This window comes from Kocuria himachalensis, assembly GCF_054784195.1.
This window is the reverse complement of record NZ_BAAGPL010000019.1, coordinates 554,210-580,127: the sequence shown is the minus strand read 5'-3', so window position 1 is coordinate 580,127 and position 25,918 is coordinate 554,210. Positions and strand designations below refer to the sequence as shown.

Genomic DNA, 25,918 nt, shown 5'->3' with positions numbered 1-25,918 from the left:
GGTCAGGTGTCGGGGGGCCGTCAGTTCCCGAGCAGCGGGTCGGAAGACCGCCTGCGGCGGAACTCCGGCGAAGGCACTTCCACCGTCAACGTCATCCGGTCCTGCCGGGCCGTGAGGCGTCCTCCGTTGCAGGGGGAGCCACGTGTCTCCGGTGGAGTGAACTAGAATGCACTTCCAGTGTGACGGTCGACACGTCATGCGCATTGACGAAGGATGGGAAGGGTGTCACATGGTGTCGACATCGCGTACTCCCGCCAGTGCTCCCACGGCTCCGGCCCTGGTCACGTCGATCCACGACTGGACGCGGCTTTCCTCCCGATCCTTCGTGCCCCTGACCTGCACGACGACATCCCCCCGCACCTTCCGGGGTGACATGACGGCACGCGAGGCCGGGAAGGTGCACGTCACCCACTTGCGCTTCAGCCCTCACGTCGTCGAACGGACTCCCGCGGCGCCTGGTGACCTCGGAGCGGGCCGATTCAAGGTCGGGGTGCAGCTGGAGGGGCGTGGAATCGTGGAACAGGGGGACGGCACCGCGGTGCTGGGAGTCGGGGACATGGCCCTCTACGACACCTCTGCGCCCTACCGTCTGGAGTTCCCCGACGACGCGCGGGTGCTGGTGCTGATGTTCGACCACGCTTCTCTGGATCTGCCCCCCAACGCGGTGACCCATATACGGGCCTGCCGGCTCGGACCGGAGGATCCCGTCCACCGCATGGTGGGGTCTTTCCTCTCGTCCTTGGCCGACCACATGGGCGAACTGACGGGCATGACCGGCCAGCGCATGGGCAATTCTGCTCTGGACCTGCTCACCACGTCCTTCAACCGAGAGCTGGACGGCCAGGTCTCCGTCTCCTTGGACGAAGAGGATCGGCTGCGCGCCACCGTGCACGACTACATCGAGGCGCACCTGGCGGACCCTGAACTGGACCCGTCGATGATCGCCCGGGCCCACTACATCTCCGTGCGACGCCTGCACCAGGTGTTCCATGAAGAGGGCACCACCGTCTCGGCCTGGATCCGCACGCGTCGCCTGGAACGGTGCCGCCGGGCGCTGGAGGACCCCCTCAGCGCCGGTGTGCCGGTCGCTCGAGTCGCGGCCCGGTGGGGCTTCACCGACGGCGCACACTTCTCCCGGGTGTTCAGGGCCGCCTACGGCATGACGCCCTCGCAGGCCCGGACGCGCGCACTGGCGGCTTGACCCGTCCGCCCGCGGGCAGGGCGTCGCTCAGCCGTGGAGGACCTGGGGGTGCCGAGGTGCTTGAGGCCCTCGATGCCGATCATCATCGGCCAGTTCCACGGCCCGATCGTTCCGACCACGCCGAGGGGGCGGTGGTGCAGCTCGGCCAGGGCCTCCGCGCTGGCCTCGACCGCGTCGGCGGCGGTGTTGAGCAGGTCGCGGCGGGGGCCATGGTCGGGCGCCCGCCTTCGGCCGACTCGACCGCCGCCAGGAGGTCCGCCGCGCTCGAGCAGGTGGGCTGGGCAGGGGAGTCAGCGGTCACGGTGCGTCTCCTCGTTGTCAGGCCGGTGCGTGGGTGACTGCGGAGTCCGGGTGCTGTCGGAGTCGGACTTCTCCGCGTCCTTCCCTCACTGTGCTGGTCGTCGCACCCCTCCGGGCAGGACGCGAGTGCCGAGGCTCTTGACGTTGCGTGCACGACCGTGATCGACATCGGAGGGTGGCGGACACCGCGGCAGGGAGGGGCAGCCGCGGTGGCCACGGTGTCGGAGACCGCCGTTCTTGACTCTCCGTGCACGCCGACCGCCATCCCGGGAACGAACCCCTCCGGCCCAAGGACAAGCGATGTAATGCACGTCACCATGGGTGGAAATACCGTTTCCGCCGGAACCCCGGTCCGCTCCGTCACACCTGGAGAACTGCCATGAGCGACACCACCCACACCCTCCGCCCGTCAGCACTGGGCGTCACGCACCCCTTGGACCTGCTGACACCTGCCGAGATCTCGGCCGCCCGCGCCGTGCTGGAGAAGGCCGGCCTGCTGCTCCCGAGCACCCGGTTCCCCCGGGTGCTGCCGGTGGAGCCGTCGAAGTCCGTGGTCCTGCGCCACGTCGAGGGCGACGACGCGTTCGACCGCTCGCTCGACATCACTCTGCTGGACACCGACACCGGCCGCACGCGCCGGGCCGTGGTGTCCGTGACCGCGGGAGAGGTCCGCTCGCTCGAGACCCTGCCCACCGGGGAGCACCCCTACGGCCAGGCCCAGTACTTGTTCGAGGAGTACGACCGGGCCGCGGCGATCGTCAAGGCGGACCCGCGCTGGCAGGCGGCCATGGCCCGGCGCGGCATCGAGGACACCACCCACACGTTCGTCTCGCCGCTGGCCCCGGGATTCTTCCCGCGAGAGGACGAGACCGGCAAGCGGGTGATCCGCTCCCTGACCTTCCACCGCCGCTTCGAGGGTGACAACCCGTGGGGCCACCCGGTCGAGGGGCTCATCGCCCACGTCGACCTCACAGCCGGCGAGGTCCTCCGCCTGGAGGACGAGGGCGACGTGCCGGTGCCCATGGCCGACGCCAACTACACCCCCGAGCACGTCGGCCCCGCGCGCACGACGCTGAAGCCCTTGGACATCGTCCAGCCGGAGGGCCCGTCCTTCCAGGTGGAGGGCACCCATGTCACCTGGGAGAACTGGAAGCTGCGCATCGGGTTCAACGCCCAGGAGGGCCTGGTGCTCAACCAGGTCACCTTCCGCGACGACACCGGGGAGCAGGCCGAGGACCGCTCCGTGCTCTACCGCGGCTCCGTGCCGGAGATGGTGGTGCCCTACGGGGACACCACGAGCACCCGCTTCTGGATCAGCTACTTCGACGCCGGGGAGTACCTGCTCGGCAAGAACGCCAACTCCCTGAAGCTCGGCTGTGACTGCCTGGGTGTGATCCAGTACTTCGACGCGTTCGTGGCCGACGACGAGGGCCACCCCATGGAGATCCCGCACGCGGTGTGCATGCACGAGGAGGACTACGGGATCCTCTGGAAGCACACCGAGCCCGGGGAGGCCCCGCAGGTGCGCCGCTCCCGCCGGCTGGTGATCAGCTACTTCGCCACGATCGGCAACTACGAGTACGGCTTCTTCTGGTACTTCTACCTCGACGGCTCCATCCAGGTGGAGGCCAAGGCCACCGGCATCGTGTTCGCCGGCGCCTGCCTGCCCGGGCAGCCCAACCGCCACTCGGCCGAGATCGCCCCCGGCATCCAGGCCCCGGTGCACCAGCACATCTTCTGCGCCCGGCTCGACGTCGCCGTCGACGGCACGGAGAACTCGGTGCAGGAGGAGAACCTCGTGCCCCTGCCCATGGGCGACGACAACCCGTACGGCAACGCCTTCACGTGGTCGCGCACCGACGTGACCCGCGAGTCCGAGGGCGTCCGGGACGCGAACACGGAGACCGGGCGGAAGTGGTTCGTCACCAATCCCCACCGGCGCAACCACGTCGGCGAGCCCACCGCCTACCACCTGATCCCCATGCCGGGCCCGCGGCTGCTGGCCGCGGAAGGCTCCTCGGCCCGGAAGCGGGCCGAGTTCGCCACCCACCACCTGTGGGTCACCGCCTTCGACGCCGAGGAGCGGTTCCCGGCCGGGGACTTCCCCAACCAGCACGCCGGCGGGGGCCTCGGGGACTGGGTGAAGCAGGACCGGGACCTGGTCGACACGGACGTGGTGCTGTGGCACACCTTCGGGCCCACCCACATCCCGCGCACCGAGGACTGGCCGATCATGCCGGTGGACTACTACGGCTTCTGGTTCAAGCCCTACGGCTTCCTGGACCGCAACCCGGCGCTGGACCTGCCGGACTGGTCCACCGCCGGCGGACGCTGCTGCGGCACCGAGGTCGGCCACGCCGACGCGGTCCCGGCGGTCGAGAGCGCCCACGCGATCACCGGCACCGGCGACCACCCCACCCACGACTGCCGCTGCGAGGGCTGAACCATGAGCACCAGCACCACACCGTCCGACAACCGGCCCACCCCCGGTGGTCCCCCGTCCCACGGCCACCTCGATGCCGGCGGGGGACTGGACCGCCGGACGCTGACCGTTCCCTCCCTGGTCTTCCTCATCATCGCGGCCTCAGCACCCCTGACCGTCCTGGCCGGCGGGGTGACCTCCACCTACGCCGTCGCCGGGCTGCTGGGGGTGCCCCTGGGCTACGTCCTGCTCGGGGTGCTGCTGGCACTGTTCGCCGTGGGCTACGGGGCGATGTCCGCCCGGATCACCAACGCCGGCGCCTTCTACGCCTACATCGCCGACGGACTGGGCCGGCGCCAGGGCATCGGCGCCTCCTGGCTGGCGCTGATCAGCTACAACGCCATGCAGATCGGCATCTACGGGCTCTTCGGGTTCGCCCTGTCCTCCTTCCTCGAAGCGCGCCTGGGCATCGGGGTGCCGTGGTGGACCTCCGCCCTGGCAGGACTCGTGGTGGTGGGCCTGCTCGGCATCAGCCGAGTGGACCTCTCGGCCAAGGTGATCGCCGTGCTGGTCGCCCTGGAATTCCTGGTGGTGATCGTGGTCGACGTGCTCTGCCTGGCCGTGGCCCCGGAGGGCATCAGCGCCCAGCCGCTGATGCCCACCGAACTGTTCACCTACGGCATCGGCGCGGTCCTGGCCTTCGGGGTCGCCGCATTCATGGGCTTCGAGTCCGGCGCCATCTACAGCGAGGAGGTGAAGGACCCCGCACGCTCCGTGCCGAGGGCCACCTTCACTGCCGTGGCGATCATCTCCGTGTTCTACGCCGTTTCCGCCTGGGCCCTGGCTGTCGGCGTGGGCCCCGGCCAGATCGTCGCGGCCTCCCAGGAGCACGGGCCCGACCTCGTGTTCGTCCTCCTCGCCCAGCACGGGGGGGTGCTGCTGACCGACATCGCCCAGGTCCTGTTCATCACCAGCCTGCTGGCCGCGCTCATCGCCTTCCACAACGCCGTGGCCCGCTACTTCTTCTCCCTGGGCCGTGAGAGCGTGCTGCCGTCCTGGCTGGGCGCGGTGGGCGCTCGCAACCACGCTCCGGTGGCCGGCTCCCTGACCCAGAGCGCCTTCGCGGTGGTCCTGGTGGTCGTCTTCGCGATCGCCGGCCAGGGCTTGGAACTGGGCCCGTTGTTCCCGGTGCTCACGCTCTTCACCTGGCTCACCAATGCCGGGGCCTTCGGGCTGATCTTCCTCCTTGCCGTCACCTCCGCGGCCGTCATCGGCCACTTCCGCCGTGATCCCGGTGGGCACTCGGCCTGGGTGCGCTGGATCGCCCCGGTGCTCTCGGCCACCGGCCTCGGCACGGTCTTCGTTCTCGTCCTGGTGAACTTCGACGTCCTCATCGGCGCCGAAGGCCCCAGTCCGCTGGCGGTGGTGATGCCTGGAATCATCCTGGCCACCGGGGCGGCCGGCCTCGTGTGGGGTGAGTACCTCCGGCGCCGCCGGCCCGAGGTCTTCACCGGAGTCGGTTCCGGCCGGACCGTCGACGAGGCCGCCGCAGCGGTCCCGGCTCACCGGGCAGCCGGCGATGTCCGCCACTGAGGCGCGGCGACCTGCTCCTGCGGGTTCGCCAGGACGGGGCGCAACGCCACCTGTGCCCGTCGCGGTCGGGCTGCTGCACGGCTGTCTCGTGCTGTCCGTCGCCGGCTCGGCAGCGGCGCACGGATGGATGGCGGTGGGCGGGGGACACGGTGCCGGCTGGTCGCTGGTCATGGCCGCCATGGCCGTGCTGTGTGCGTTCTGCGTGGTGGGCCTGATGCGCCGGCCGCTGGCGGTGGCTCCTGTGCGCATGGCCATGGTCATGGCCGTCGCCATGGCACTGCTCCACGTCCTGATGATCCCGCTCATGGCAGGTGCCGCAGGTGGAGCTCATCAGCATGCGCATCGTGGAGGGGGAGGTCCCGGGGCGGATCCTGTGGCCGCGTCCGCGGGCGGAGCTGATCACAGCACCATGATGCTGGTCATCGTGCTCGAGCTGGTCGCGGGGGGCCTGGCGGCCACCCGACTGCGCCGTCGTCGCCCCAAGGGGTCCTGAACGGCACGGTCGGTCGGGTGCCGCCGGGGATGTGCACGCTGCTCGCCCACCGGCCGGCCGCACGGCTCGACACCCCCGGCTGGGCGTGATCGGGGTGGCCTCGGGGCTGATCGGCGCCACGCAGTACCTGCTGGGCGTGGCCACGACCGCCCTGCTCGCTGTCCCCGCCACGGCCGGTCCGGGGCCGTGGTGATGCGCGCTGCCGCCGTGACCTCCACCCCAGGCTGCATCGGCACTTCGCCTCCCACGTCCGCAGCGTCACACGCGCATGGACGCCACATGAGTCGTGGAAGGGGGTGGCGCAATTCACTTCGTATCATATACGATGTTCATCAAGAGACCTGGGCCACACCGTTGAGGGTGCTGGACCCGGGCCACCTCCGAAGACCACGAAGGCAGGACGGCATGGCAGAGACGACACCGGCTCCTCCCGGGAGCACCGGGCCCGTTGACTTCACCGATCGGGCGAACCGACCCGGGAAGGTCATCGCCCTGCACCTGAACTACCCCTCCCGCATCGCTCAGCGGGGCCGCTCCCCGCAGTTCCCCGGCTACTTCCTCAAGGCCGGAACCTCCCTCGCCCGGACCGGCGCCACGATCGAGCGCCCGGCCGGCACCGAGCTGCTGGCCTACGAGGGTGAGATCGCCCTGGTCATCGGTCAGACGTGCCGCCGGGTGCGCCCGGAGGAGGGCTGGTCCAAGGTCTCCGGCGTCACCGCCGCCAACGACTGGGGCCTGTACGACCTGCGCCACGCCGACAAGGGCTCCAACGTCAAGAACAAGTCCGGGGACGGCTACACCCCGCTGGGCCCCGAGGTCATCCCGGCCGCCGGGCTCGATCCGGCCGCGCTGCGCATCCGGACCTGGGTCAACGGGGACCTCGTCCAGGACGACACCACCGAGGCGCTGGTCTTCCCCTTCGGCCAGCTCGTGGCGGACCTGTCCCAGCTCATGACGCTGGAGGAGGGCGACGTCATCCTGACGGGCACCCCGGCCGGATCCTCTGTGGCCCAGCCGGGCGACGTCGTCGAGGTCGAGGTGGACGCGCCCGAGGCGCCCGGTGCTCCCTCCAGCGGACGGCTGGTCACCCGCGTGGTGGCCGGCGAGGCGCCGATGGCGCCCTACGGGCACGGCCCGCAGGTGGACGACACCCAGCGGGAGGAGGCCTGGGGTTCGCGCGAGGCCGCCGGACTGCCGCCGACCGCAGCGGAGGCCGACCCGTACCACTACGTGCCCGCCTCCCCGGCCCCCGACCGCAGCCTGCTCACCGACGAGCTCAGGGCGAAGATCAACGGGACGGCCGTGGCCACCATCACCGCGCAGCTGCGCAAGCGAGGGATCGACAACGCCACGATCGACGGCGTGCGGCCCACCCATCCCGGCCGACGCATCCTCGGCTACGCCGCGACCCTGCGCTACGTGCCCAACCGGGAGGACCTGTTCAAGGCCTTCGGCGGCGGGTTCAACGCCCAGAAGCGCGCCATGGACACGGTGCAGCCGGACGACGTGGTGGTCATGGAGGCCCGCGGTGAGAAGGGGACCGGCACCCTCGGCGACGTCCTCGCCCTGCGCGCCAAGGTGCGTGGTGCCAACGCGGTGATCACCGACGGCGGCGTGCGGGACAGTGCCGCTGTCGCGGAGGTCGGCATCCAGGTCTACTCCAACGGCGCCCACCCGGCCGTGCTCGGCCGCCGCCACATCCCCTGGGAGGTCGGCGGAACGGTGGCGTGCGGCGGGACCACCGTCCAGCCGGGCGACATCGTCATCGGCGACGACGACGGCGTCGTGGTCGTCCCCCCGCAGCTGTTGGCCGAGGTGATCGCCGACGCGTGGGAGCAGGAACAACAGGACGCCTGGGTGTACGACCGGGTGGCCGAAGGACACCCGGTGGACGGACTGTTCCCGCCCAACGCCGAATGGAAGCGCAAGTACCAGGAGTACCAGCAACTGCGCGCCGGCCAGGACGCTCCGTGAGCACCGAGGTCCTCCAGTCCAAGTCGGAGGAGGCCTACCAGGCCATCCTCGGGGGTGTCCAGCAGGGCCGCTTCGCCCCGGGCAGCCGCCTGGTGCTGGCTCAGTTGGCCGCCGAGCTCGGGATGTCCGTGGTGCCGGTGCGCGAGGCCGTGCGGAGGCTTCAACAGGACGGCCTCGTGGCCTATCAGCGCAATGTCGGTGCCACCGTGGTGGGCATCGACCCCGTGGAGTACCAGAACACCATGGAGACCCTGGCGCTGGTCGAGGGATTCTCCACCGCCCAGTGCGCGCCGCTGATCACCGAAGCCGAGCTGCAACGGGCCCGCGAGATCAACGACCAGATGCGCCGAGTGCTGGACGAGTTCGATCCGGTGCAGTTCACCTCGCTGAACAAACAGTTCCACTCCACGCTCTACGAGCACCACCAGAACGCACACATCCTCGACCTGGTGCACCGCGGCTGGAACCGGCTGGCCGCCCTGCGCTCGTCCACCTTCGCCTACGTCCCCGGCCGGGCCCGTGCCTCCGTGGACGAACACGACCACCTGCTGGACCTCATCGCAGCGGGCGCCCCCTTCGACGTCGTCGAGACCGCCGCGAGGCAGCACCGCCTCAACACGCTCGACGCCTACCTGGCCTCACGGACCACACCTCAAGACGCTGCACGCCGAAAGGACACACCATGAGCACCGAGACCACCCCCGACAACGCACGGCGCTGGGTTCCGGCCAACCTGCCGGAGAAGATCCAGCACTACATCAACGGCCGGCACGTCGACTCGATCGACGGCGACACCTTCGACGTGCTGGACCCGGTCACCAACCAGTCCTACATCAAGGCCGCCTCCGGCAAGGTCGCCGACATCGACGCCGCCGTCGCCGCCGCCAAGGACGCCTTCGAGAACGGACCGTGGCCCAGCATGCTCCCGCGCGAACGCTCCCGGGTGCTGCACAAGATCGCCGACATCGTGGAGACCCGCGGCCAGGACCTGGCCGAGATGGAGTGCTTCGACACCGGCCTGCCGATCAAGCAGGCGCTCGGCCAGGCTCAGCGCGCCGCCGAGAACTTCCGCTTCTTCGCCGACCTGATCGTCGCCCAGCACGACGACGCGTTCAAGGTCCCGGGCCGCCAGGCCAACTACGTGAACCGCAAGCCGATCGGCGTGGCGGGGCTCATCACCCCGTGGAACACCCCGTTCATGCTGGAGTCCTGGAAGCTGGGACCGGCGCTGGCCACCGGCAACACCGTGGTGCTCAAGCCGGCGGAGTTCACCCCGCTGTCCGCCTCCCTGTGGCCGGGCATCTTCGAGGAGGCCGGCCTGCCGGCCGGTGTGTTCAACATCGTCCACGGCTACGGCGAGGAGGGCTTCGCCGGCGACTCCCTGGTCAAGCACCCGGACGTCCCGCTGATCTCCTTCACCGGCGAGTCCCGCACCGGCCAGATCATCTTCGGCAACGCCGCGCCGTTCCTCAAGGGCCTGTCCATGGAGCTGGGCGGCAAGTCCCCCGCCGTCGTCTTCGACGACGCCGACCTGGACACCGCGATCGATGCGACGATCTTCGGGGTCTTCTCCCTCAACGGCGAACGCTGCACCGCGGGCTCGCGCATCCTGGTCCAGCGCGGCATCTACGACGAGTTCGTGGAGCGCTACTCCGCCCAGGCCGAGCGCGTGAAGGTCGGTCTGCCGCACGAGGAGGCCACCGAGGTCGGCGCCCTGGTGCACCCCGAGCACTTCGAGAAGGTCATGTCCTACGTGGAGATCGGCAAGCAGGAGGCCCGCCTCACCGCCGGCGGCGGCCGTCCGGAGGAGTTCCCCGAGGGCAACTTCATCCGGCCGACCGTCTTCGCCGACGTCGCCCCGGACGCCCGGATCTTCCAGGAGGAGATCTTCGGTCCCGTCGTGGCGATCACCCCCTTCGACACGGACGAGGAGGCCCTGGCGCTGGCCAACAACACCAAGTACGGCCTCGCCGCCTACATCTGGACGAACGACCTGAAGCGGTCCCACAACTTCGCCCAGAACGTCGAGGCCGGCATGGTGTGGCTGAACTCCAACAACGTCCGCGACCTGCGCACTCCGTTCGGCGGCGTGAAGGCCTCGGGGCTGGGTCACGAGGGCGGCTACCGGTCGATCGACTTCTACACCGACCAGCAGGCCGTGCACATCAACCTCGGCGAGGTGCACAACCCCGTCTTCGGCAAGGACGAGGTCGCCGCATCCGCCCGGACCGGCGACGCCTGAGCCACGGCGTCGCCCGCCCGACATCCCGACCGTCACCCCTCACCCTGACCAGAGCAAGGACAGCCATGACCCACCTCGACGACCGGACGATGACGTCCTCCGGCTTCTACGTCTCGCAGGAAGCCCCGATCCACTCCGACAACCCGGTCCCGACCCCGCAGGCCCCCGCGCCGGACATCCTGCGCTGCGCCTACATGGAGCTCGTCGTCACCGATCTGAAGCGTTCGCGGGAGTTCTACGTGGGCGTGCTGGGGCTGACCGTGACCGAGGAGGACGAGAACGCCGTCTACCTGCGGTCCCTGGAGGAGTTCATCCACCACAACCTCGTGCTCCGGAAGGGCCCGGTGGCCGCCGTCGCCGCCTTCTCCTACCGCGTGCGCAGCCCCGAGGACCTGGACAAGGCCGTGGCCTTCTACGAGGAACTCGGCTGCCGCGTGGAGCGCCGCACGGAGGGCTTCACCAAGGGCATCGGCGACTCGGTGCGCGTCGAGGACCCGCTGGGCTTCCCATACGAGTTCTTCCACGACGTCGAGCACGTCGAGCGGCTGGCCTGGCGCTACGACCTGTACACCCCGGGCGCGCTGGTCCGCCTGGACCACTTCAACCAGGTCACCCCGGACGTGCCGCGCGCCGTGGCGTACATGCAGGACCTGGGCTTCCGCGTCACCGAAGACATCCAGGACGACGAGGGCACCACCTACGCCGCCTGGATGCGCCGCAAGCCGACCGTGCACGACACCGCCATGACCGGTGGCGACGGCCCGCGCATGCACCACGTGGCCTTCGCCACCCACGAGAAGCACAACATCCTGGCGATCTGCGACAAGATGGGCGCCCTGCGCATCTCCGACCGCATCGAGCGCGGACCCGGCCGCCACGGCGTCTCGAACGCGTTCTACCTGTACATCCTCGACCCGGACGGCCACCGGATCGAGATCTACACCCAGGACTACTACACCGGCGACCCGGACAACCCGGTCGTCACCTGGGACGTGCACGACAACCAGCGCCGTGACTTCTGGGGCAACCCGGTGGTCCCGTCCTGGTACACCGAGGCCTCCCTGGTCCTGGACCTGGACGGCAACCCGCAGGAGGTCGTGAAGCGCACCGAGAGCTCCGAGATGGAGGTGACCATCGGCGCCGACGGGTTCTCCTACACCCGCGAGGGCGACGAGCACGGCACCTACAAGGGCGAGGCCGCCAAGGGCTTCAAGCTCGGAAACCAGCTCTGAGCGGGGGACCGGGACGATGCTGGACCACGAGACCCATGTGAAGATCGCCGATGAGCTGCACCGGGCGGGACTGGACCGCACGCCGGTGCCGCGGCTGACGCAGAGGTACCCGCAGATGGAGATCGAGGACTCCTACGCGGTGCAGAGGATCTGGGCGCAGCGGCAGGAGGAGGCCGGCCGCACCAAGGCCGGGCACAAGATCGGGCTGACCTCCAAGGCCATGCAGGACGCCACCGGCATCGACGAGCCGGACTACGGGGTGATCTTCGACGACCAGGTGGTCGAGTCCGGCCACGTCTACGAGTGGGCGAGGTACACCCACCCACGCATCGAGATGGAGCTGGCCTTCGTCCTGAAGGAGGACCTCGCCGGCCCCGGCGTGAACCTCTTCGACGTGCTGCGCGCCACCGAGTACGTGGTGCCGGCCCTGGAGGTGCTGGACTCGCGCATCGAGATGGAGGGCCGGACCATCACGGACACCATCTCGGACAACGCCGCGCTCGGCTCCATGGTGATCGGGGGCCGCCCGGTCGCCCCGGACGCCGTCGACCTGCGCTGGGTCGCCGGGGCGCTGTGGCGCAACCAGGAGATCATCGAGACCGGGGTGGCCTCCGGGGTGCTCAACCACCCGGCCAACGGGGTGCACTGGCTGGCGAACCGGATCGCCGGCCACGGGGACCGGCTGGAGGCCGGGGAGATCATCCTCGCCGGGTCCTTCACCCGCCCCATGTGGGTCTACGCCGGGGACACCGTGTACGCCGACTACGGAGAGTTAGGGACCATCACATGCCGATTCGCCTAGAGCCGCAGCCCAGCCTCAAGGACCTGTTCACGACGTCGGCGCGCGCCGGCCGGAACGGCCGTCCCGCCGCCGGGATGTTCATCAGCTCCGGTGACCCGTCCAGCACCGAGATCTGTGCGTCCGCAGGTCTGGACTACCTCCTGCTCGACGGCGAACACGCGCCGCTGGGGCTGGAGACCGTCCAGTCCCAGCTGCGGGCCATGGCCGGCTACCCGGTCGTCCCCGTGGTGCGCGTGCCCGCCCTCGACGCCGTGCTGGTCAAGCAGTACCTCGACCTGGGCGCCCAGTCCCTCGTCATCCCGATGGTGGACAGCGCCGCGGACGCCGAGGCGGCGGTGCGTGCCATGCACTACCCGCCGCACGGGGTCCGGGGCGTCGGCTCCGCACTGGCCCGCTCGGCGAGATGGAACCGGATCCCGGACTATCTGAACCGAGCCGCCGACCTGGTCACGCTGGTCGTCCAGGTCGAGTCGGCGGCCGCCGTCGAGAACGCCCGGCAGATCGCCGCGGTGGACGGCATCGACGGCATCTTCATCGGTCCCTCCGACCTGGCCGCCTCCATGGGCCTGCTCGGCCGCCAGGACCACCCGGACGTGGTCGCGGCCGTGAAGACCGTGATCGACCAGGTCAAGGCGGCCGGGAAGTTCGTCGGTGTCAACGCCTTCGCCGCCGACCGGGCCCGCGACTACGTGGCGGCCGGGGCCGACTTCGTGAACGTCGGGGCCGACGTCGCGCTCCTGGCACGGGCCACCGAGACCCTCGCCGACACCTGGTGCGGCACCGCCGCGCCGACCGAGTAGACCGATCAGACCGCAGAACCACCTCCCCGCATTAGGAGACCCCATGTTGTTCCACCACCACGGGTACGTATCCACGGACCCCCGTGTCCAGCCCGCCGCCGGTGTGGGCATCGACCGTTCCCCGGAGCTGCCCGAGACCATGGACGTGCTCGTGGTCGGCGCGGGCCCCGCCGGCATGACCGCCACCGCCCAGCTGGCGAGCTTCCCGGAGGTCATGACCTGCCTCGTCGACCGCCGCCCCTACCGGCTGGAGATCGGTCAGGCCGACGGCATCCAGGCCCGCAGCGTCGAGACGTTCCAGGCCTTCGGCTTCGCCCAGGAGATCACCGCCGAGGCTTTCCACCTGAGCGAGATGAACTTCTGGAAGCCGGACCCCGCGAACCCGGAGCACATCGTCCGGACCGCACGGGCCGTGGACGACCCCACGGGTGTCAGCGAGTTCCCGCACCTGATCGTCAACCAGGCGCGCGTGCTGGACTACTTCGCCCGCTTCGCGAAGAACGCCCCGTCCCGGACCGAACCGTACTTCGGCTGGGAGTTCGTCAAGCTCGAGGTCGGCGAGGGGGAGTACCCGGTCGCCGTCACCCTGAAGCGCACCGGCGACCAGCCTGAGGGCGGCGTGAGCCAGGGCGAGGAGCGCGTCGTGCGCACCAAGTACGTCCTGGGGGGCGACGGCGCGCACTCGAAGGTCCGCCGGGACATCGGTGCCCAGCACGTGGGTGCCGTGTCCTACCACGCGTGGGGTGTCATGGACGTCCTGGCCGAGACCGACTTCCCGGACATCCGCACCAAGTGCGCCATCCAGTCCAAGCACGGCTCGATCCTGCACATCCCGCGCGAGGGCGGCTTCCTGTTCCGCATGTACGTGGACCTGGGCGAGGTCGACCCGGACGACGCCGGCGCCGTCCGCAGGACCCCGATCGAGTCGATCGTCGCCCAGGCCAACCAGATCGTCACGCCCTACACCGTGGACGTGAAGGACGTGGCGTGGTGGAGCGTCTACGAGGTCGGCCACCGGGTGACGGACCGCTTCGACGACGTCCCCACCGAGGAGGAGGGACAGCGCAGCCCGCGGGTCTTCATCGCCGGCGATGCCTGCCACACCCACTCGGCCAAGGCCGGCCAGGGCATGAACGTCTCCATCCAGGACGCGTTCAACCTGGGCTGGAAGCTGGGCCACGTCCTGACCGGATTGAGCCCGGAGTCGCTGCTGTCCACCTACTCGGCCGAGCGCCAGCCGGTGGCCCAGAACCTCATCGACTTCGACCGGGAATGGTCCTCCATGATGGCCGCCAAGCCGGAGGAGCTGGAGAGCGCGTCCGCGCTGGAGGACTTCTACCAGAAGACCGCCGAATTCCCGGCGGGCTTCATGACGGAGTACCCGGCCGGGCTCCTCGTGGGCGAGGCGACCCACCAGGACCTCGCCACAGGTTTCCCCCTGGGCAAGCGCTTCAAGGCCCACCCGGTCAAGCGCGTCTCGGACACCAACCCGAAGTTCCTGGGCCACCAGCACACCGCCGACGGTCGGTGGCGGATCTACGCCTTCGCCGACGCCGCCGTGTCGTCCGCGGAGGACTCGAAGCTGCGGGCCTGGGCCGAGTGGATGGACTCCGCGGAGTCACCGGTGCGCCGGTTCACTCCGGGAGGCCAGGACCTCGACGCCCTGTTCGACCTCAACGTGGTCTACCAGCAGCCGCACGAGGGGGTGGAGCTGATGAAGGTTCCGTCCGTGTTCCGCCCGAAGGTCGGCAAGTTCCAGATCTCCAACCTGAACAAGGTGTGGGGCACGGACCCGGAGGACGACATCTACGAGGCCCGCGGCCTGAGCAGGGATGGCGTGGTCGTCGTGGTCCGCCCGGACCAGTACGTCGCCCACGTGCTGCCGCTGACCGCGACCTCCAAGCTGTCGGAGTTCCTGACGCCGATCTTCAGCCGCTGACCGGTCCCGGCCACCCGCAACCACGCTCCCCACCATCAACGCCTCCGAGGTAACCATGACCGAATCCCGACACTCGGCTCGGGCCAACCAGCGCCGCGTCGCCGCTGCCACGCTCATCGGCACCACCGTCGAGTGGTACGACTTCTTCATCTACGCCACCATGGCCGGCCTGGTGTTCTCCCAGCTGTTCTTCGAACCCGCCGGGGAATCCGCCGGACTGCTGCTGTCCTTCGCCTCGGTCGGCATCTCCTTCCTGTTCCGCCCGCTGGGTGCCTTCCTGGCAGGGCACTACGGCGACAAGCTGGGTCGCCGAGTCATCCTCATGACCACTCTGATCATGATGGGCGGGGCCACCACCCTGATCGGCCTGCTGCCCACCTATCAGTCCGCCGGGGTGATCGCCCCGGTGCTGCTGTTTCTCCTGCGCATCATCCAGGGCATCTCCGCCGGCGGCGAATGGGGCGGGGCGGCCCTGATGGCCGTGGAGCACGCGCCGGCCGAGCGCCGTGGTCTGGCCGGTTCCATGCCCCAGTTGGGCGTGCCCCTGGGCCTGTTGCTGGCCACCGCCGTCACCGCGTTGATGACCGGGGTGATCTCCCCGGGGGACCAGTTCCTCGAGTGGGGCTGGCGTGTCCCGTTCATCGCCTCTGTCGTCCTCATCGCGATCGGCTACTTCGTCCGCATCGCCGTGGACGAGTCCCCCGTCTTCCAGGAGATCGCCGAGAAGAAGGAGCAGGCGAGCGTCCCGATCGTGGAGCTGTTCCGCAAGTACTGGCACCTCGTGGCCCTCGCGGCCCTGATCTTCGTGGGCAACAACGCCGTGGGCTACATGTCCACCGGCGGGTTCATCCCCGCCTACGCCACGTCCGACGCCGTCGGGCTCTCCCGGACCGACGTGCTGGTGGCCATGACCTTCGCCGCCACCGTATGGCTGATCTCCACGCTGGCGGCCGGGATCATCTCCGACTACATCGGGCGCAAGCTCACCTACCAGATCGGCTACGCCTGGTTGATCCTCACCATCTGGCCGCTGTTCCTGCTCATCGACTCGGGCTCCCTCGTCAAGCTGTACGTCGGACTGGGCCTCATCTGCATCGGTACGGGCCTGACCTACGGCCCCCAGGCCTCCCTGTACTCCGAGCTGTTCCCGGCATCCATCCGGTTCTCCGGCGTGTCGATCTCCTACGCGATCGGCGCCATCCTCGGTGGCGCCTTCGCGCCGATGATCGCCCAGGCCCTGCTCGACGCCACCGGTGGCACGCCCGCCATCGCCGTCTACCTGATCGGGATGTGCGCGGTGGCACTGATCGCCGTCAGTCTGGTCCGGGACCGCTCCAGGATCGACCTGTCCATCAACAACCAGGCCGAGCAGGAGATCGGGAGCACGGTGTTCGACAAGCGCCCGGCGCCGACCCGGCCCCGTCAGATGAGTGGTTCCAGGAGGTAGGGACCCCGGCCTCGGGGCGGGCTTCGCGCCCGCCAGGGGCGAGGACCCACCAGCGCGCCCTGGGGGTGGAGCTCCTCGCCGGCAGACCGGGCCCGGGCTGACCCGAGTGGACCCGAGTGGACCGGACGGGTGCTGAACAGGGAGGAAGCCCCCTGCGTCAGGACCACAGAACCGACGCGGTGCCCGCAGCTCGGCGCCCGGACCCGTCCGGTGCGCCCGCCTGCGCCGCCCTGCTCCCTTCACTCGTGGTCTCGCCCCGAGCCGTCAGGTCTCACACCACCCGGGCGTCGATGAGTGCAGGGCCGTCCGCCTGCAGAGCGTCCTGGTAGGCGCGCTCGAACTCCTCCCGCGTGGTGGTGCGGGTGGCGCGCACCCCGTACCCCTGGGCGAGAGAGACGAAATCGATCTCTCCCAGGACCAGGCCCGGCACGTCAGGCACGCCCATGCGTTGGGCGAACCCGGCCAGTGCGCCGTATCCGGAGTTGTTGACGATCACGAACACGGTGCGGGTGCCCTGCTGCGCCGCCGTGTACAGCGCGGTGATGCCGTAGTTGGCGGACCCGTCGCCGACAGTGGCCACGACAGTCGCCTCCGGCACGGCAAGGGAGATCCCGACGGCGGCCGGCAGACCGAAGCCGAGACCGCCGGATGCCGGGAAGTGATACCCGCCCGGTCGGTCGATCGCGACCCGCTCGAGATATTCCAGGTCGAGGGTGGTGGTTTCATTGACGTAGACCACGCGGTCGTCGACGTGCTGGTTCAGAACCTCCAGGATCTCTGTTCCCGTCATCCCTTCCGGGGAGGTCCTCGCCGCGGGCAGCCGGCGCTCCGGACGCCGAGCACCGCGATCCCGCACGCCCTGGGCCAGCACGGTGATGGCGTCGGCAACGTCGGCGATGACCGCCCGGCCGAAGGGTGCGCGGGTGGCCTCGGCCGGGTCCTGTGTCACCTGCCACACCTGCGTGCCCGGTTCGAGGTAGTCTCCGGGCTCCCACCGGTGGTACCGGAACACCGGTGCGCCGAGCACGAGCACCGCGTCGTGCCCGGACAGCCGACGGCGCACCGACTCGATCCCCGGGACCATGACGCCGCCGAAGTTGGGGTGGGTGGTGGGAAACGGGGCACGCGACGGTGACGGGGCCACGTACACCGCCGCATCGGCGTGCTCGGCCAGCTGGACCACGGCATGGAAAACCGCGGGATCCGCGACGGCGGCTGCGTCGACCTGGGGTCCCAGCACCAGTGCGGGGCTCTGTGCGTCGTCGACGGCGGCGATCAGTTCACGGGCGATCTGGTCGGGCAGCGTCCCCGCTGTGGTCACCGAGCGTTCGACGAGCAGGGCGTCATCGGGAAGGGCCGGTTCGTTCCAGTCGTCCAGTGGGACCGAGACGTAGACAGGGCCTTGTGGATGGGTGGTGGCCTCGAGCACGGCCTGGGACAGCGTGCGTGGCACATCAGCGGCGGACAGGGGTTCGTGCGCGTACTTGGTCAGCGGGTAGGTCAGCATTCCCGCCTCCATGTTGGCGAGCATGGCTTCCTGCCCGACCGTGCGTCGGACCTGCTGCCCCGCCAGCAGCACCAGCGGCACGTGAGCATACCGGGCGTTGGTCAATGCGCCCATGGCGTTGCCGGTTCCGGACGCGGCGTGCAGGTTCACGAGGACCGGCTTGCCGGTGGCGCGAGAATAGCCCTCGGCCATGCCCACCACCACCTGCTCGTGCAGTCCCAGCACGAAGTCGAAGTCCTCGCCCAGCCCGGCCAGGAAGGGCAGCTCGTTGGATCCCGGGTTGCCAAAGATCGTGGTCATTCCGTGAGCACGGAACACATCCGTGGAGGCCTCCAGAACTGTCCTGTCGTCTCCCATTGTTCGACTCCCATCAATTGAGTGGTGCAACATGGCCGGGACTGCCCCGAGTGCGGCTGACTCTCGGGGGCGATCGTTCTCAGGCCGCTACGAGGCCGTGCTTGATGGTCTCAAACTCCACGGGTGCAGGACGACCGGAACCGACAGACCGTCTGGCGCGAGTCCCGTTGTCCGCAGAGTTCAGGGCCGATCTAGGGTGTGCGCCTCCACCGTCGTAGCCCCGCCACCCGCTGGCCTTGCCGGGGGTCAGGTTGTCACCTGGGCGCGGGGACCGTCACGTACTCCCTGCTGGGCTGCTCTCTTCCTGGGCTGAGACCGATCAGAGGAGATGTCGAATGCGAATTCTGGTCGGTCATGCGAGCTGGCAGGGATCCACCGCCGGGATCGCCCGCCGGGTCGCTGCCGTGCTGGAGCGGGCGGAGGCCACCGTGGAGGTGATCGCGGTGGGGGAGGTGGGCGACGTCGCCGGCTTCGACGCGGTGGTGCTGGGCAGCGCGGTCCACCATCAGTCCTGGAAGCCGGAGGCCGTTGACCTCGTCCGCCGCCACGCCGCGGCCTTGTCACAGCGGCCGGTGCGGTTGTTCAGCGTGGGGATGTCCGATGGGCTGCCCCGGCCGCTGCGCCGGATGGCGCGCACCGCCCAGGACCGGCGCATCGCGGCGGCCCTGCGCGAGGATGTGCAGCCGCGTGGTCATCGGGTGTTCTCGGGCGTGTGCCGGCCCGAGCAGCTGCCCCGCGGGGTGGGTGTCGCGTTCCGAGCCTTCGGCGGTCACTTCGGTGACTATCGTGACTGGTCGGCGATCGAGGCCTGGGCCCGGCAGATCGCCCAGGAGCTGGACGCGCAAGCGGTTGCCGACGGCATGTGACCCGATGCGCGCTGGGGGCGATCGCCTACAACGAGCTGATCCTGCTCTACGTGGTGCTCTTCTCTGCGGCTCTGTACGCCTTCGTGCTGGTCTTCGCGGCGTTCTTCCGACAGGACGCGGCCCGGTTGTTCCCGATCGGCACGCGCCGGCGGGGACCGGCGGCGCCGATGTTCGCCAGCACTGTGGTGCTGGTGGAGGTCTGGGGCCCCGCTGGTGGCGGTCGCGCTCTCCGGGGTGACCCCGGAGGGGCGGGGCCCGTACTCCACCGAGTTCACCGAGGCCCTGGATCTGGCGGTGATCACCCCGGCCACCGTCCGGGCCGGGGTGCTGATCCTGCGCCGTGACCCGCAGGCGCACCTGATCGCGGTGTCCCTGCTGGTTCCGGAGATCCTGCTGGCGCCGCTGATCATCGCTCAGACGGTCCTGCAGCTGCGGGCCGGGGCGACCTTCACGGGCCTGAGATCCTCGGACCGATCCTCGGTTTCGTGGCCCTCGCCCTCGCCCTGGCCCTGGCCGTGGCCGTGGCCGCGGTGCTGGGGTGATCCTCCGATCGGTTCCCGCAGCGGCGCCCCGGGTCGATCGGGCACCGCGGGCACGAGCAGGAGAAGCACCATGACGCTCCGGCCTCCCGTGGCGCGGAAGCACAGGGACGGCCTCCGGTCCCGCCGCTGCTCGTGCTGCCCGGACTCTGTCGATCAATGCCCCTGCGGCGATCAGGAGTCAGTGTTCCGCGGGCATCAACCAGCTGGGCCCCCTCGGGCTCTGGGACCGGAGCGGTCCGCCGGACAGGCGCTCAGGCGTCCATGGTGCGGCGCTTTCCCGGCTCTGTCAGCCAGCCCAGTGCGGACAGCCAGGAGGCGCACAGCGCCGTCCAGGCCTCCGGCTCGCCGGTGCCCTCGGCCAGCCCGAGGCCGTGCGCTCCTTCCGGGAAGACGTGCAGGGCGTGGGATACGCCCGCGCGTGCCAGCGCCTGGGCCAGGAGATACGAGTGCTGCACCGGCACCGATGGGTCGTCGGCGGTGTGCCAGACGAAGAACGGCGGGGCCGCCGCGGTCACCAGACGGTCCAGGGATGTGGTGGCCCGTGCCTCGGCGCTGGGGTCGGTGCCCAGGAGTTCCCGTTGGCTGCCCCTGTCGGTGTCGAGTTCCATGGACACCACCGGGTAGCAGAGGATCACCGCGTCGACCCGCTCGGGACCCGACGGCGAGGCGGTCAGGGCGGCCTGACCGGCCAGGTGTCCACCGGCAGAGGACCCCAGCAGGGCGATCCGCTCAGCGCCGCTCTTTCTGAGCCGGCTAATCTCGGCCCGCACCGCTTCCAGCGGAGCTGGGTGCCTGGTGTGCACCGGGTAGCGGAACACGCTCGCTGGGAGGCCGAGCTGCCCGAGCCACTCGGCGACCGGTTCTGCCTCGTTGTCGGCATGAGCGGCGTACCCGCCTCCGGGGAGGACGACGACGTGCATGACGGTGTCCGGGTCTGCTGAGCGCGTGACGCCGCAGCTCGACGAGAGGGCCGGGACCGCGGAGGGCTGTGGTGGGGTCATGGGTTCAGGATCCTAGGAGCTGCGGTCCCTGCAGGCGTGGGCCTCGCAGCGGGACGGGTTGGGCATTCGGCGCGGATGTGGTGGTCGCTGTCCGTGCTGTGCTCTCGGCTGCCTGGGCAGGTCCAGCATGCGCCTCCGGTTCGGGGTGCCGAAACACACCATGAAGTCTATGTGTTGACTGTCAACAATTAGTTGCAGTAACGTGATCTGCAGCACAACCGTCTGACGGCCTGCAGCAAGGATCCGCACTGCATGTTCTCCTCCCGACTGAGCTGCTCCTCCCTCAGCTTCCGGCACCAGCCGCTGCCCGAGGCTCTGCGCACCATCCGTGAGATCGGCTTCCAGGAGATCGATCTGAGTGCTCTGCCCGGGGCCTGTCATCACGTCCCCTACGTGCTGGACGGCACCGCGGTGGAGCAGGTGGCCGCCGAGTACATCTGATCCCTGCTGCAAGAACTGTCCACCCACCACCACCATGCGACCCAAGGAGCACCATGACCACCACCCAGCGCACCGCCCTCATCACCGGAGCCACCTCCGAGAAGGGCATCGGAGTCACCACCGCCCGCCGTTTCGCCCGTGAAGGATGGGGGGTGGTGATCCTGGACCTCGACGCCGAGAAGTCGGCCCGGGTCGCCCAGGACATCGGCCAGGAGCACGGGGTGCCCGCCTTCGGGCACGCGGTCGACGTCGCGGACGAAACCTCCGTGACCGCCGCCCGCGACGCCGTGGCCGCCGAGGTCGCCGCCGGCACCCTGCCGCCGGTCGGCGCCGTCGTCAACATCGCCGGCATCACCTCCCCGGTCCCGTTCCTGGAGACCACGCTCGAGCTGTGGCACAAGGTCATGGACGTCAACGCCACCGGAACCTACCTGGTGACCAAGGCGTTCCTGCCCGAGATGATCGAGCAGGGCTGGGGCCGGATCGTGAACATGTCCTCCGTGTCCGCCCAGCGTGGCGGCGGCGTCTTCGGCAAGGTGCCCTACTCCGCGGCCAAGGCCGCCATCCTCGGCTTCACCAAGGCGCTGGCCCGCGAGCTGGGCCCGACCGGTGTCACGGTCAACGCGGTGACTCCCGGTGCGGTCGACACCAACATCCGGGTGGGCAGCACCGACGAGCAGGAGGCCGCCATCGCGGCGGGCATCCCGGTCGGGCGCACCGCCACCACCGAGGAGATCGCCGCCTCGATCACTTTCCTCGCCTCCGAGGACTCCTCCTACCTGACCGGGGTGACCCTCGACATCAACGGCGGAAGCCACATGCACTGAGCAGTCGATCCGTTCGCAGCCGCCGCCTCCCCGCACCCGTGGGGAGGCGGCGGCATCCTCTTCCAGGAGATCCCATGCACAGTTCGGCTCGTTCTCTCCCCGCTGGGCGGCCCCGCATCCCGGGGCCGACGGGGGCACAGGTCCACGACCTGACCGACCTCCGCGCCGGCGACGTCGTGGAGATCCGGCGCTGGGACACGGTGCACTTCCACGGAGTGGTCGACGTGGTCTGCCCCCGGCTGGGCGTGCTGTGGGTCCTGGACGGTCCCTTGCGCGAGCGGACGCTGGTCCCTGTCTGCGAGTACAGCCTCTGGAGGACGGGGCGTCCTGTGCGCGCCCGATGAGTCGCCCAGGATCGGCCGGGCCGAACCGCGACGACGGTGTGGTGACGACAGCGGGGAGGGCCTGACGGAGAAGTTCTCCGTCAGGCCCTCCCCGCTGTCGTGCGCTCTCTGCCGCGCTCAGTCCACGCGTTCGGTGTGGCGGGGGTGGAGCAGGGTCCTGACCTTCTCGGCGATCTTGGCCGTGGAGACCCCGTAGCGGTCGTTGAGGGTGGGCAGGGCGCCGGCGTCGAGGAACTCGTCGGGCAGCCCGATCGGGGTGATCTGCCGGAGCACCCCGTCGCGGACCGCCGTGTGGGCCACGGCGTCGAAGAGCCCGCCGATGACGGTGTGGTTCTCGCAGGTGAGCACCAGCCGGTCCTTGCCGAGCTCGGCCAGGATGGTGGCCTCGTCGAGGGGCTTGAGGGTGGGCACGTGCAGCACCGCCACGTCGACCTTGTCGGCCTCCAGGGCCCGGGCGGCCTCCAGGGCCCGCTCGGTCATCAGTCCGGTGGAGATCAGCAGGACCTCGGCCCCGTCGCGGATCAGCTTGGCCTTGCCGAGCTCGAAGGTGTAGTCGTACTCGTCGAGCACCCGCGGGACCTTCCCGCGCAGGATGCGCATGTAGGTGGGCCCGTCGTGGGCCGCCAGCTGTGCGACGGCCTGCTCGATGTCCACCGCGTCGCAGGGATCCACGATCGTGAGGTTCGGCATTCCGCGCAGGATCGCGACGTCCTCGGTGGCCTGGTGGGAGGGTCCGTAGCCGGTGGTGAGCCCGGGCAGGGCGCAGACCATGTTCACGTTGAGGTTCGCCTCGGCGATGTCCAGGCACAGGAAGTCGTAGGCCCGGCGGGTGGCGAAGACCGAGTAGGTGGAGGCGAACGGGACGAAGCCCTCCATGGCCAGACCGGCGGCGGCCCCGAGCAGGGCCTGTTCGGCCATGCCGACCTGGTAGAACCGCTCGGGCATCGCGTCGCGCAGGATGTGCAGGTCGGTGTACTTGGCCAGATCCGCCGACAGGCCCACGATCCGCTCGTCGCGCTCGGCCAGCTCCACCAGGGCGTGGCCCAGGGGAGCGGCGGTGGTCCGCTGTCCCTCCCGGGCCAGGGAGGCGCTCATCGCGTCCGAGGTGAGCCGCTTCTTCGGCGTGGTGCTCGTGGGAGCAGGGGTGTTCGGGGTGGTGTTCATGCCTGGGACGACTCCTTCAGTCGGTCGTGGGCCTTCTGCCACTCGTCGGCGGCGACGGTCATGAAGTGCAGCTTCTCGCGGTTCTCCAGGAAGTCCACGCCCTTGCCGAGCTTGGTGTTCGCGATCAGGCACCGCGGCTGGTTCGCCTCGATGCTCCGCAGCTCCTCCAGGGCGGTGAGCACGGCGGCGACGTCGTTACCGTCGACCCTGCGGGTGATCCAGCCGAAGGCCTCGAACTTCCCCTCGATCGGCTCCATGCCCAGCATGTCCTGGCTCTTGCCGTCGGCCTGCTGGTCGTTGAAGTCCACGATCGCGATCAGGTTGTCCAGTTCGTGGTGGGCGGCCACGGCGGCGGCCTCCCAGGTGGAGCCCTCGTTGAGCTCCCCGTCGGAGAGGATGTTGTAGACGAACGCCGGGTTGTTCTTGCGCTTGAGCCCCAGGGCCACGCCGTTGGCGACGACCAGGCCGTGGCCCAGGGACCCGCCGGAGATCTCGACCCCGGGGGTGTAGGAGGCCATCGCCGACATCGGCAGCCGGGAGTCGTCGGTCGCGTAGGTCTCCAGCTCCTCTAGCGGCAGGAACTTCGCCTCGGCCAGGGCGGCGTAGAGGGCGATGGCGTAGTGGCCGATCGAGAGCAGGCAGCGGTCGCGTCCCTCCCACTGCGGTTCCTCGGGACGCAGGTGGAGCTGGTCGGCGTAGAGCACCGCCAGCACGTCGGCGATGTCCAGGGCCTGACCGATGTAGCCCTGCCCCTGGACCTCGCCCTGGATCAGCGCGTTGGTCCGGATGCGGAAAGCCGCCTCCTTGATCCGCTGCAGACGCTCGGTCTCGGCCGGGGCCGGTTCGGTGGTTGTTGCCATGAGCTTCACCTCGGGTGATGTGGGGTGTGTGGGCGAGTGATGAGTCGTGGGGAGATGGCAGGGACCTGCCTCCGCTACGCCGTTCGGCACTGACGGGGCCCTTCTGCCCGGATCGGGGCTATCCAACCGGCGGGATCGCGGTGAGTTCGAGACCGGACCTCTGCGGTTGACTGTTAACAGTGAAGCACGTCACGTTGTCCGCCGCAAGACGCCCCGGGGCTGGCTGCGGAGGGAGAAGCTCACGGGCCGCCTCCGGTCACCACCCCGAGGGCAGCACGCCGTCAACGGTTAACCGCCACGTATGATCGAGGCACAGCCGGACCAGCCCAGACCAGTCTGGTGTTGTCCCTGCCAGTGGCCCTGGTGCTGGCTCGGTGGGCGAGGAGGCCCCGAGTCTTCTGTCGCCATCCCCGGAGGATGGCGAACACGCCCTCGCGCCCGAGGCGCGGTGCCGCAGCCATTACCTCCCCCAGCTCACGAAGGACGGCCTCGATGACTACTCGGACAGCGGCCCTGGCCGGACTGGCCAAGGTGAACCTGCGCCAGCAGGCGCTGACGGCACTGCGCCGTGCCATCACCACCGGAGAGCTGCCCCCGGGAACCCACTTGGTGGAGACGGAACTGTCCGAACAGTTGCAGATCAGCCGTGGCACCCTGCGCGAGGCCATGCGCCAGCTCCAGCAGGAAGGCCTCATTGCCGCCGGCGCCCGCGGCCGGCTGTCCGTGCGCAGCCTGAACGCCAAGGAGATCCTCGACATCTTCGCAGTCCGGGCGGCCCTCGAGTCCCTGGCGGTGCGGGCGCTGAGCCAGGCGGAGAACCGCGATGCGGCGGTGGCCACCCTGCGCGAGGCGGTGCGGGCCATGGACGAAGCCGTCGACCGCACGCTGGAGGAGCGCATCGAGGCCGACCTGAACTTCCACCGGACCCTGTGCCAGCTCACGGGGAACGCGATGCTGCTGCACTCCTGGAAGGCGCTGGAAGGCTCGATCCGGATGTCGTTCATGTGGGCCGGCATGGAGCGGGCGGTGGGCAACATGCGCGTGGATCGGCACACCGCCATCGTCGACGTCGTCGCCACCGGAGACGCTGCGGCAGCTGCCGACTACATGCTCGACCACATGGACGAGGCCGCCGCCAACCTCGTCGCCTGAGCGCCTGAGCTCCTGAGCGCTTGACCGCCTGACCGTCCACCGAGGGCCCGCGATGCCCCCGGTTCAGGGCGGTGGCCCAGGCTGCCGGGCCGGCGGTGTCCGCCCCTGAGTCCCTGGTGGACTGCCCGTCGGTGCGGGCGAGACCCCGCGCGGTGCCCTGGGCTCCGGCCGGGCACAGGGCCCTGGTCGTGGACCTGCCGCGCCTGCCCGCCCGCAAGGACGGCCCTCCTGGGGCCGGCATCACCGCCGCCTCGTCGCAGCGATCCACTTTCCCGGCCCACCATTGCGCCCTGCATGTGTCGTGTGACACACTGCCCGATACGACCAGTTGACTGTTAACAGTCAACTGCGAGTGCGGCGCGTACAGCATCCGGCCGGACCCCGGAGGGGGGCTCATCCCCGTCCACGGGAC

22 protein-coding genes and 2 pseudogenes are annotated in these 25,918 nt (G+C 69.9%); 18 read left to right on the top strand and 6 right to left on the bottom strand.

What is annotated here, in order from left to right:
• The first annotated feature begins 166 nt into the window (after positions 1–166).
• Positions 167–1,201 (top strand): AraC-like ligand-binding domain-containing protein, encoded by a 1,035-nt coding sequence (locus tag ACYVM4_RS15110; protein ID WP_460669058.1) that lies wholly within the window; start codon positions 167–169, stop codon positions 1,199–1,201.
• 71 nt (positions 1,202–1,272) lie between these two features.
• Here the strand turns inward: ACYVM4_RS15110 and ACYVM4_RS15105 are convergent.
• A pseudogene (locus ACYVM4_RS15105) lies at positions 1,273–1,404 on the bottom strand (aldehyde dehydrogenase family protein); the annotation flags it as partial.
• A gap of 476 nt (positions 1,405–1,880) precedes the next feature.
• On the opposite strand from ACYVM4_RS15105, the gene ACYVM4_RS15100 reads away from it, so the two are divergent.
• The 12 genes from ACYVM4_RS15100 (at position 1,881) to ACYVM4_RS15045 (ending at position 16,445) form a co-directional block, all read left to right on the top strand.
• Positions 1,881–3,944 (top strand): primary-amine oxidase, encoded by a 2,064-nt coding sequence (locus ACYVM4_RS15100; protein WP_460669057.1) that lies wholly within the window; start codon positions 1,881–1,883, stop codon positions 3,942–3,944.
• Between the two features lie 3 nt (positions 3,945–3,947).
• Positions 3,948–5,516, top strand: coding sequence for an APC family permease (locus ACYVM4_RS15095; protein ID WP_460669056.1), 1,569 nt, complete (start codon positions 3,948–3,950; stop codon positions 5,514–5,516).
• Between the two features lie 52 nt (positions 5,517–5,568).
• On the top strand, positions 5,569–6,009 hold the full coding sequence (locus ACYVM4_RS15090) for a hypothetical protein (protein ID WP_460669055.1): 441 nt from the start codon (positions 5,569–5,571) through the stop codon (positions 6,007–6,009).
• A 31-nt stretch (positions 6,010–6,040) separates the two neighbouring features.
• Positions 6,041–6,202 carry a hypothetical protein gene (locus ACYVM4_RS15085; RefSeq protein WP_460669054.1) on the top strand — a complete coding sequence of 54 codons (162 nt, stop codon included), beginning with the start codon at positions 6,041–6,043 and terminating at the stop codon, positions 6,200–6,202.
• Positions 6,203–6,414: 212 nt separating this feature from the next.
• Entirely contained in the window at positions 6,415–7,983 is a 1,569-nt protein-coding gene (locus tag ACYVM4_RS15080; RefSeq protein ID WP_460669053.1) for a fumarylacetoacetate hydrolase family protein, read from the top strand.
• A complete protein-coding gene (locus ACYVM4_RS15075; protein WP_368822135.1) occupies positions 7,980–8,669 on the top strand; it encodes a GntR family transcriptional regulator in 690 nt (229 codons plus the stop codon). The genes ACYVM4_RS15080 and ACYVM4_RS15075 overlap by 4 nt, the downstream gene beginning before the upstream one ends.
• Positions 8,666–10,225 carry a 5-carboxymethyl-2-hydroxymuconate semialdehyde dehydrogenase gene (hpaE, locus tag ACYVM4_RS15070; RefSeq protein ID WP_460669052.1) on the top strand — a complete coding sequence of 520 codons (1,560 nt, stop codon included), beginning with the start codon at positions 8,666–8,668 and terminating at the stop codon, positions 10,223–10,225. The genes ACYVM4_RS15075 and hpaE overlap by 4 nt, the downstream gene beginning before the upstream one ends.
• Before the next feature lie 65 nt (positions 10,226–10,290).
• A complete protein-coding gene (hpaD, locus tag ACYVM4_RS15065) occupies positions 10,291–11,457 on the top strand; it encodes a 3,4-dihydroxyphenylacetate 2,3-dioxygenase (RefSeq protein ID WP_460669051.1) in 1,167 nt (388 codons plus the stop codon).
• A 16-nt stretch (positions 11,458–11,473) separates the two neighbouring features.
• The gene (locus tag ACYVM4_RS15060; protein ID WP_368822131.1) at positions 11,474–12,259 is read left to right on the top strand and encodes a 2-keto-4-pentenoate hydratase; all 786 of its coding nucleotides are present in this window, start codon (positions 11,474–11,476) and stop codon (positions 12,257–12,259) included.
• A complete protein-coding gene (locus tag ACYVM4_RS15055) occupies positions 12,244–13,059 on the top strand; it encodes an HpcH/HpaI aldolase family protein (protein ID WP_460669050.1) in 816 nt (271 codons plus the stop codon). The genes ACYVM4_RS15060 and ACYVM4_RS15055 overlap by 16 nt, the downstream gene beginning before the upstream one ends.
• Before the next feature lie 43 nt (positions 13,060–13,102).
• Positions 13,103–14,998, top strand: coding sequence for an FAD-binding monooxygenase (locus ACYVM4_RS15050; RefSeq protein ID WP_460669049.1), 1,896 nt, complete (start codon positions 13,103–13,105; stop codon positions 14,996–14,998).
• Between the two features lie 55 nt (positions 14,999–15,053).
• Complete coding sequence (locus tag ACYVM4_RS15045; RefSeq protein WP_460669048.1) at positions 15,054–16,445, top strand: MFS transporter; 1,392 nt, start codon at positions 15,054–15,056, stop codon at positions 16,443–16,445.
• 271 nt (positions 16,446–16,716) lie between these two features.
• Here the strand turns inward: ACYVM4_RS15045 and mdlC are convergent, their stop codons facing one another.
• Positions 16,717–18,309: a benzoylformate decarboxylase gene (gene mdlC / locus ACYVM4_RS15040; RefSeq protein ID WP_368822126.1), complete on the bottom strand. Its 1,593-nt coding sequence runs from the start codon at positions 18,307–18,309 to the stop codon at positions 16,717–16,719.
• Between the two features lie 335 nt (positions 18,310–18,644).
• On the opposite strand from mdlC, the gene ACYVM4_RS15035 reads away from it, so the two are divergent.
• Positions 18,645–19,175 carry a flavodoxin domain-containing protein gene (locus ACYVM4_RS15035; RefSeq protein ID WP_460669047.1) on the top strand — a complete coding sequence of 177 codons (531 nt, stop codon included), beginning with the start codon at positions 18,645–18,647 and terminating at the stop codon, positions 19,173–19,175.
• Positions 19,176–19,588: 413 nt separating this feature from the next.
• Here ACYVM4_RS15035 and ACYVM4_RS15030 read toward each other — a convergent pair whose 3' ends face one another.
• Positions 19,589–19,789, bottom strand: coding sequence for a hypothetical protein (locus tag ACYVM4_RS15030; RefSeq protein ID WP_460669046.1), 201 nt, complete (start codon positions 19,787–19,789; stop codon positions 19,589–19,591).
• Positions 19,790–19,968: 179 nt separating this feature from the next.
• Positions 19,969–20,718, bottom strand: a complete 750-nt coding sequence (locus tag ACYVM4_RS15025) for an alpha/beta hydrolase (protein ID WP_460669045.1) — start codon at positions 20,716–20,718, stop codon at positions 19,969–19,971.
• Positions 20,719–20,970: 252 nt separating this feature from the next.
• Between ACYVM4_RS15025 and ACYVM4_RS15020 the strand changes: the two are divergent.
• The 3 genes and pseudogenes from ACYVM4_RS15020 to ACYVM4_RS15010 form a co-directional block, all read left to right on the top strand.
• Positions 20,971–21,150: pseudogene (locus ACYVM4_RS15020) on the top strand (sugar phosphate isomerase/epimerase); the annotation flags it as partial.
• Between the two features lie 62 nt (positions 21,151–21,212).
• Positions 21,213–21,986: an SDR family NAD(P)-dependent oxidoreductase gene (locus ACYVM4_RS15015; RefSeq protein ID WP_460669044.1), complete on the top strand. Its 774-nt coding sequence runs from the start codon at positions 21,213–21,215 to the stop codon at positions 21,984–21,986.
• 74 nt (positions 21,987–22,060) lie between these two features.
• The gene (locus tag ACYVM4_RS15010; protein WP_460669043.1) at positions 22,061–22,330 is read left to right on the top strand and encodes a hypothetical protein; all 270 of its coding nucleotides are present in this window, start codon (positions 22,061–22,063) and stop codon (positions 22,328–22,330) included.
• Positions 22,331–22,447: 117 nt separating this feature from the next.
• Here the strand turns inward: ACYVM4_RS15010 and ACYVM4_RS15005 are convergent, their stop codons facing one another.
• Both ACYVM4_RS15005 and ACYVM4_RS15000 read right to left on the bottom strand, forming a co-directional pair.
• Positions 22,448–23,494 carry a transketolase family protein gene (locus ACYVM4_RS15005; protein ID WP_460669042.1) on the bottom strand — a complete coding sequence of 349 codons (1,047 nt, stop codon included), beginning with the start codon at positions 23,492–23,494 and terminating at the stop codon, positions 22,448–22,450.
• Positions 23,491–24,354 carry a transketolase gene (locus ACYVM4_RS15000; RefSeq protein ID WP_368822118.1) on the bottom strand — a complete coding sequence of 288 codons (864 nt, stop codon included), beginning with the start codon at positions 24,352–24,354 and terminating at the stop codon, positions 23,491–23,493. Before ACYVM4_RS15000 ends, ACYVM4_RS15005 begins: the two co-directional genes overlap by 4 nt.
• Positions 24,355–24,846: 492 nt before the next feature.
• On the opposite strand from ACYVM4_RS15000, the gene ACYVM4_RS14995 reads away from it, so the two are divergent.
• Positions 24,847–25,506 (top strand): GntR family transcriptional regulator, encoded by a 660-nt coding sequence (locus tag ACYVM4_RS14995; RefSeq protein WP_368822117.1) that lies wholly within the window; start codon positions 24,847–24,849, stop codon positions 25,504–25,506.
• The last annotated feature ends 412 nt before the right edge of the window (positions 25,507–25,918 follow it).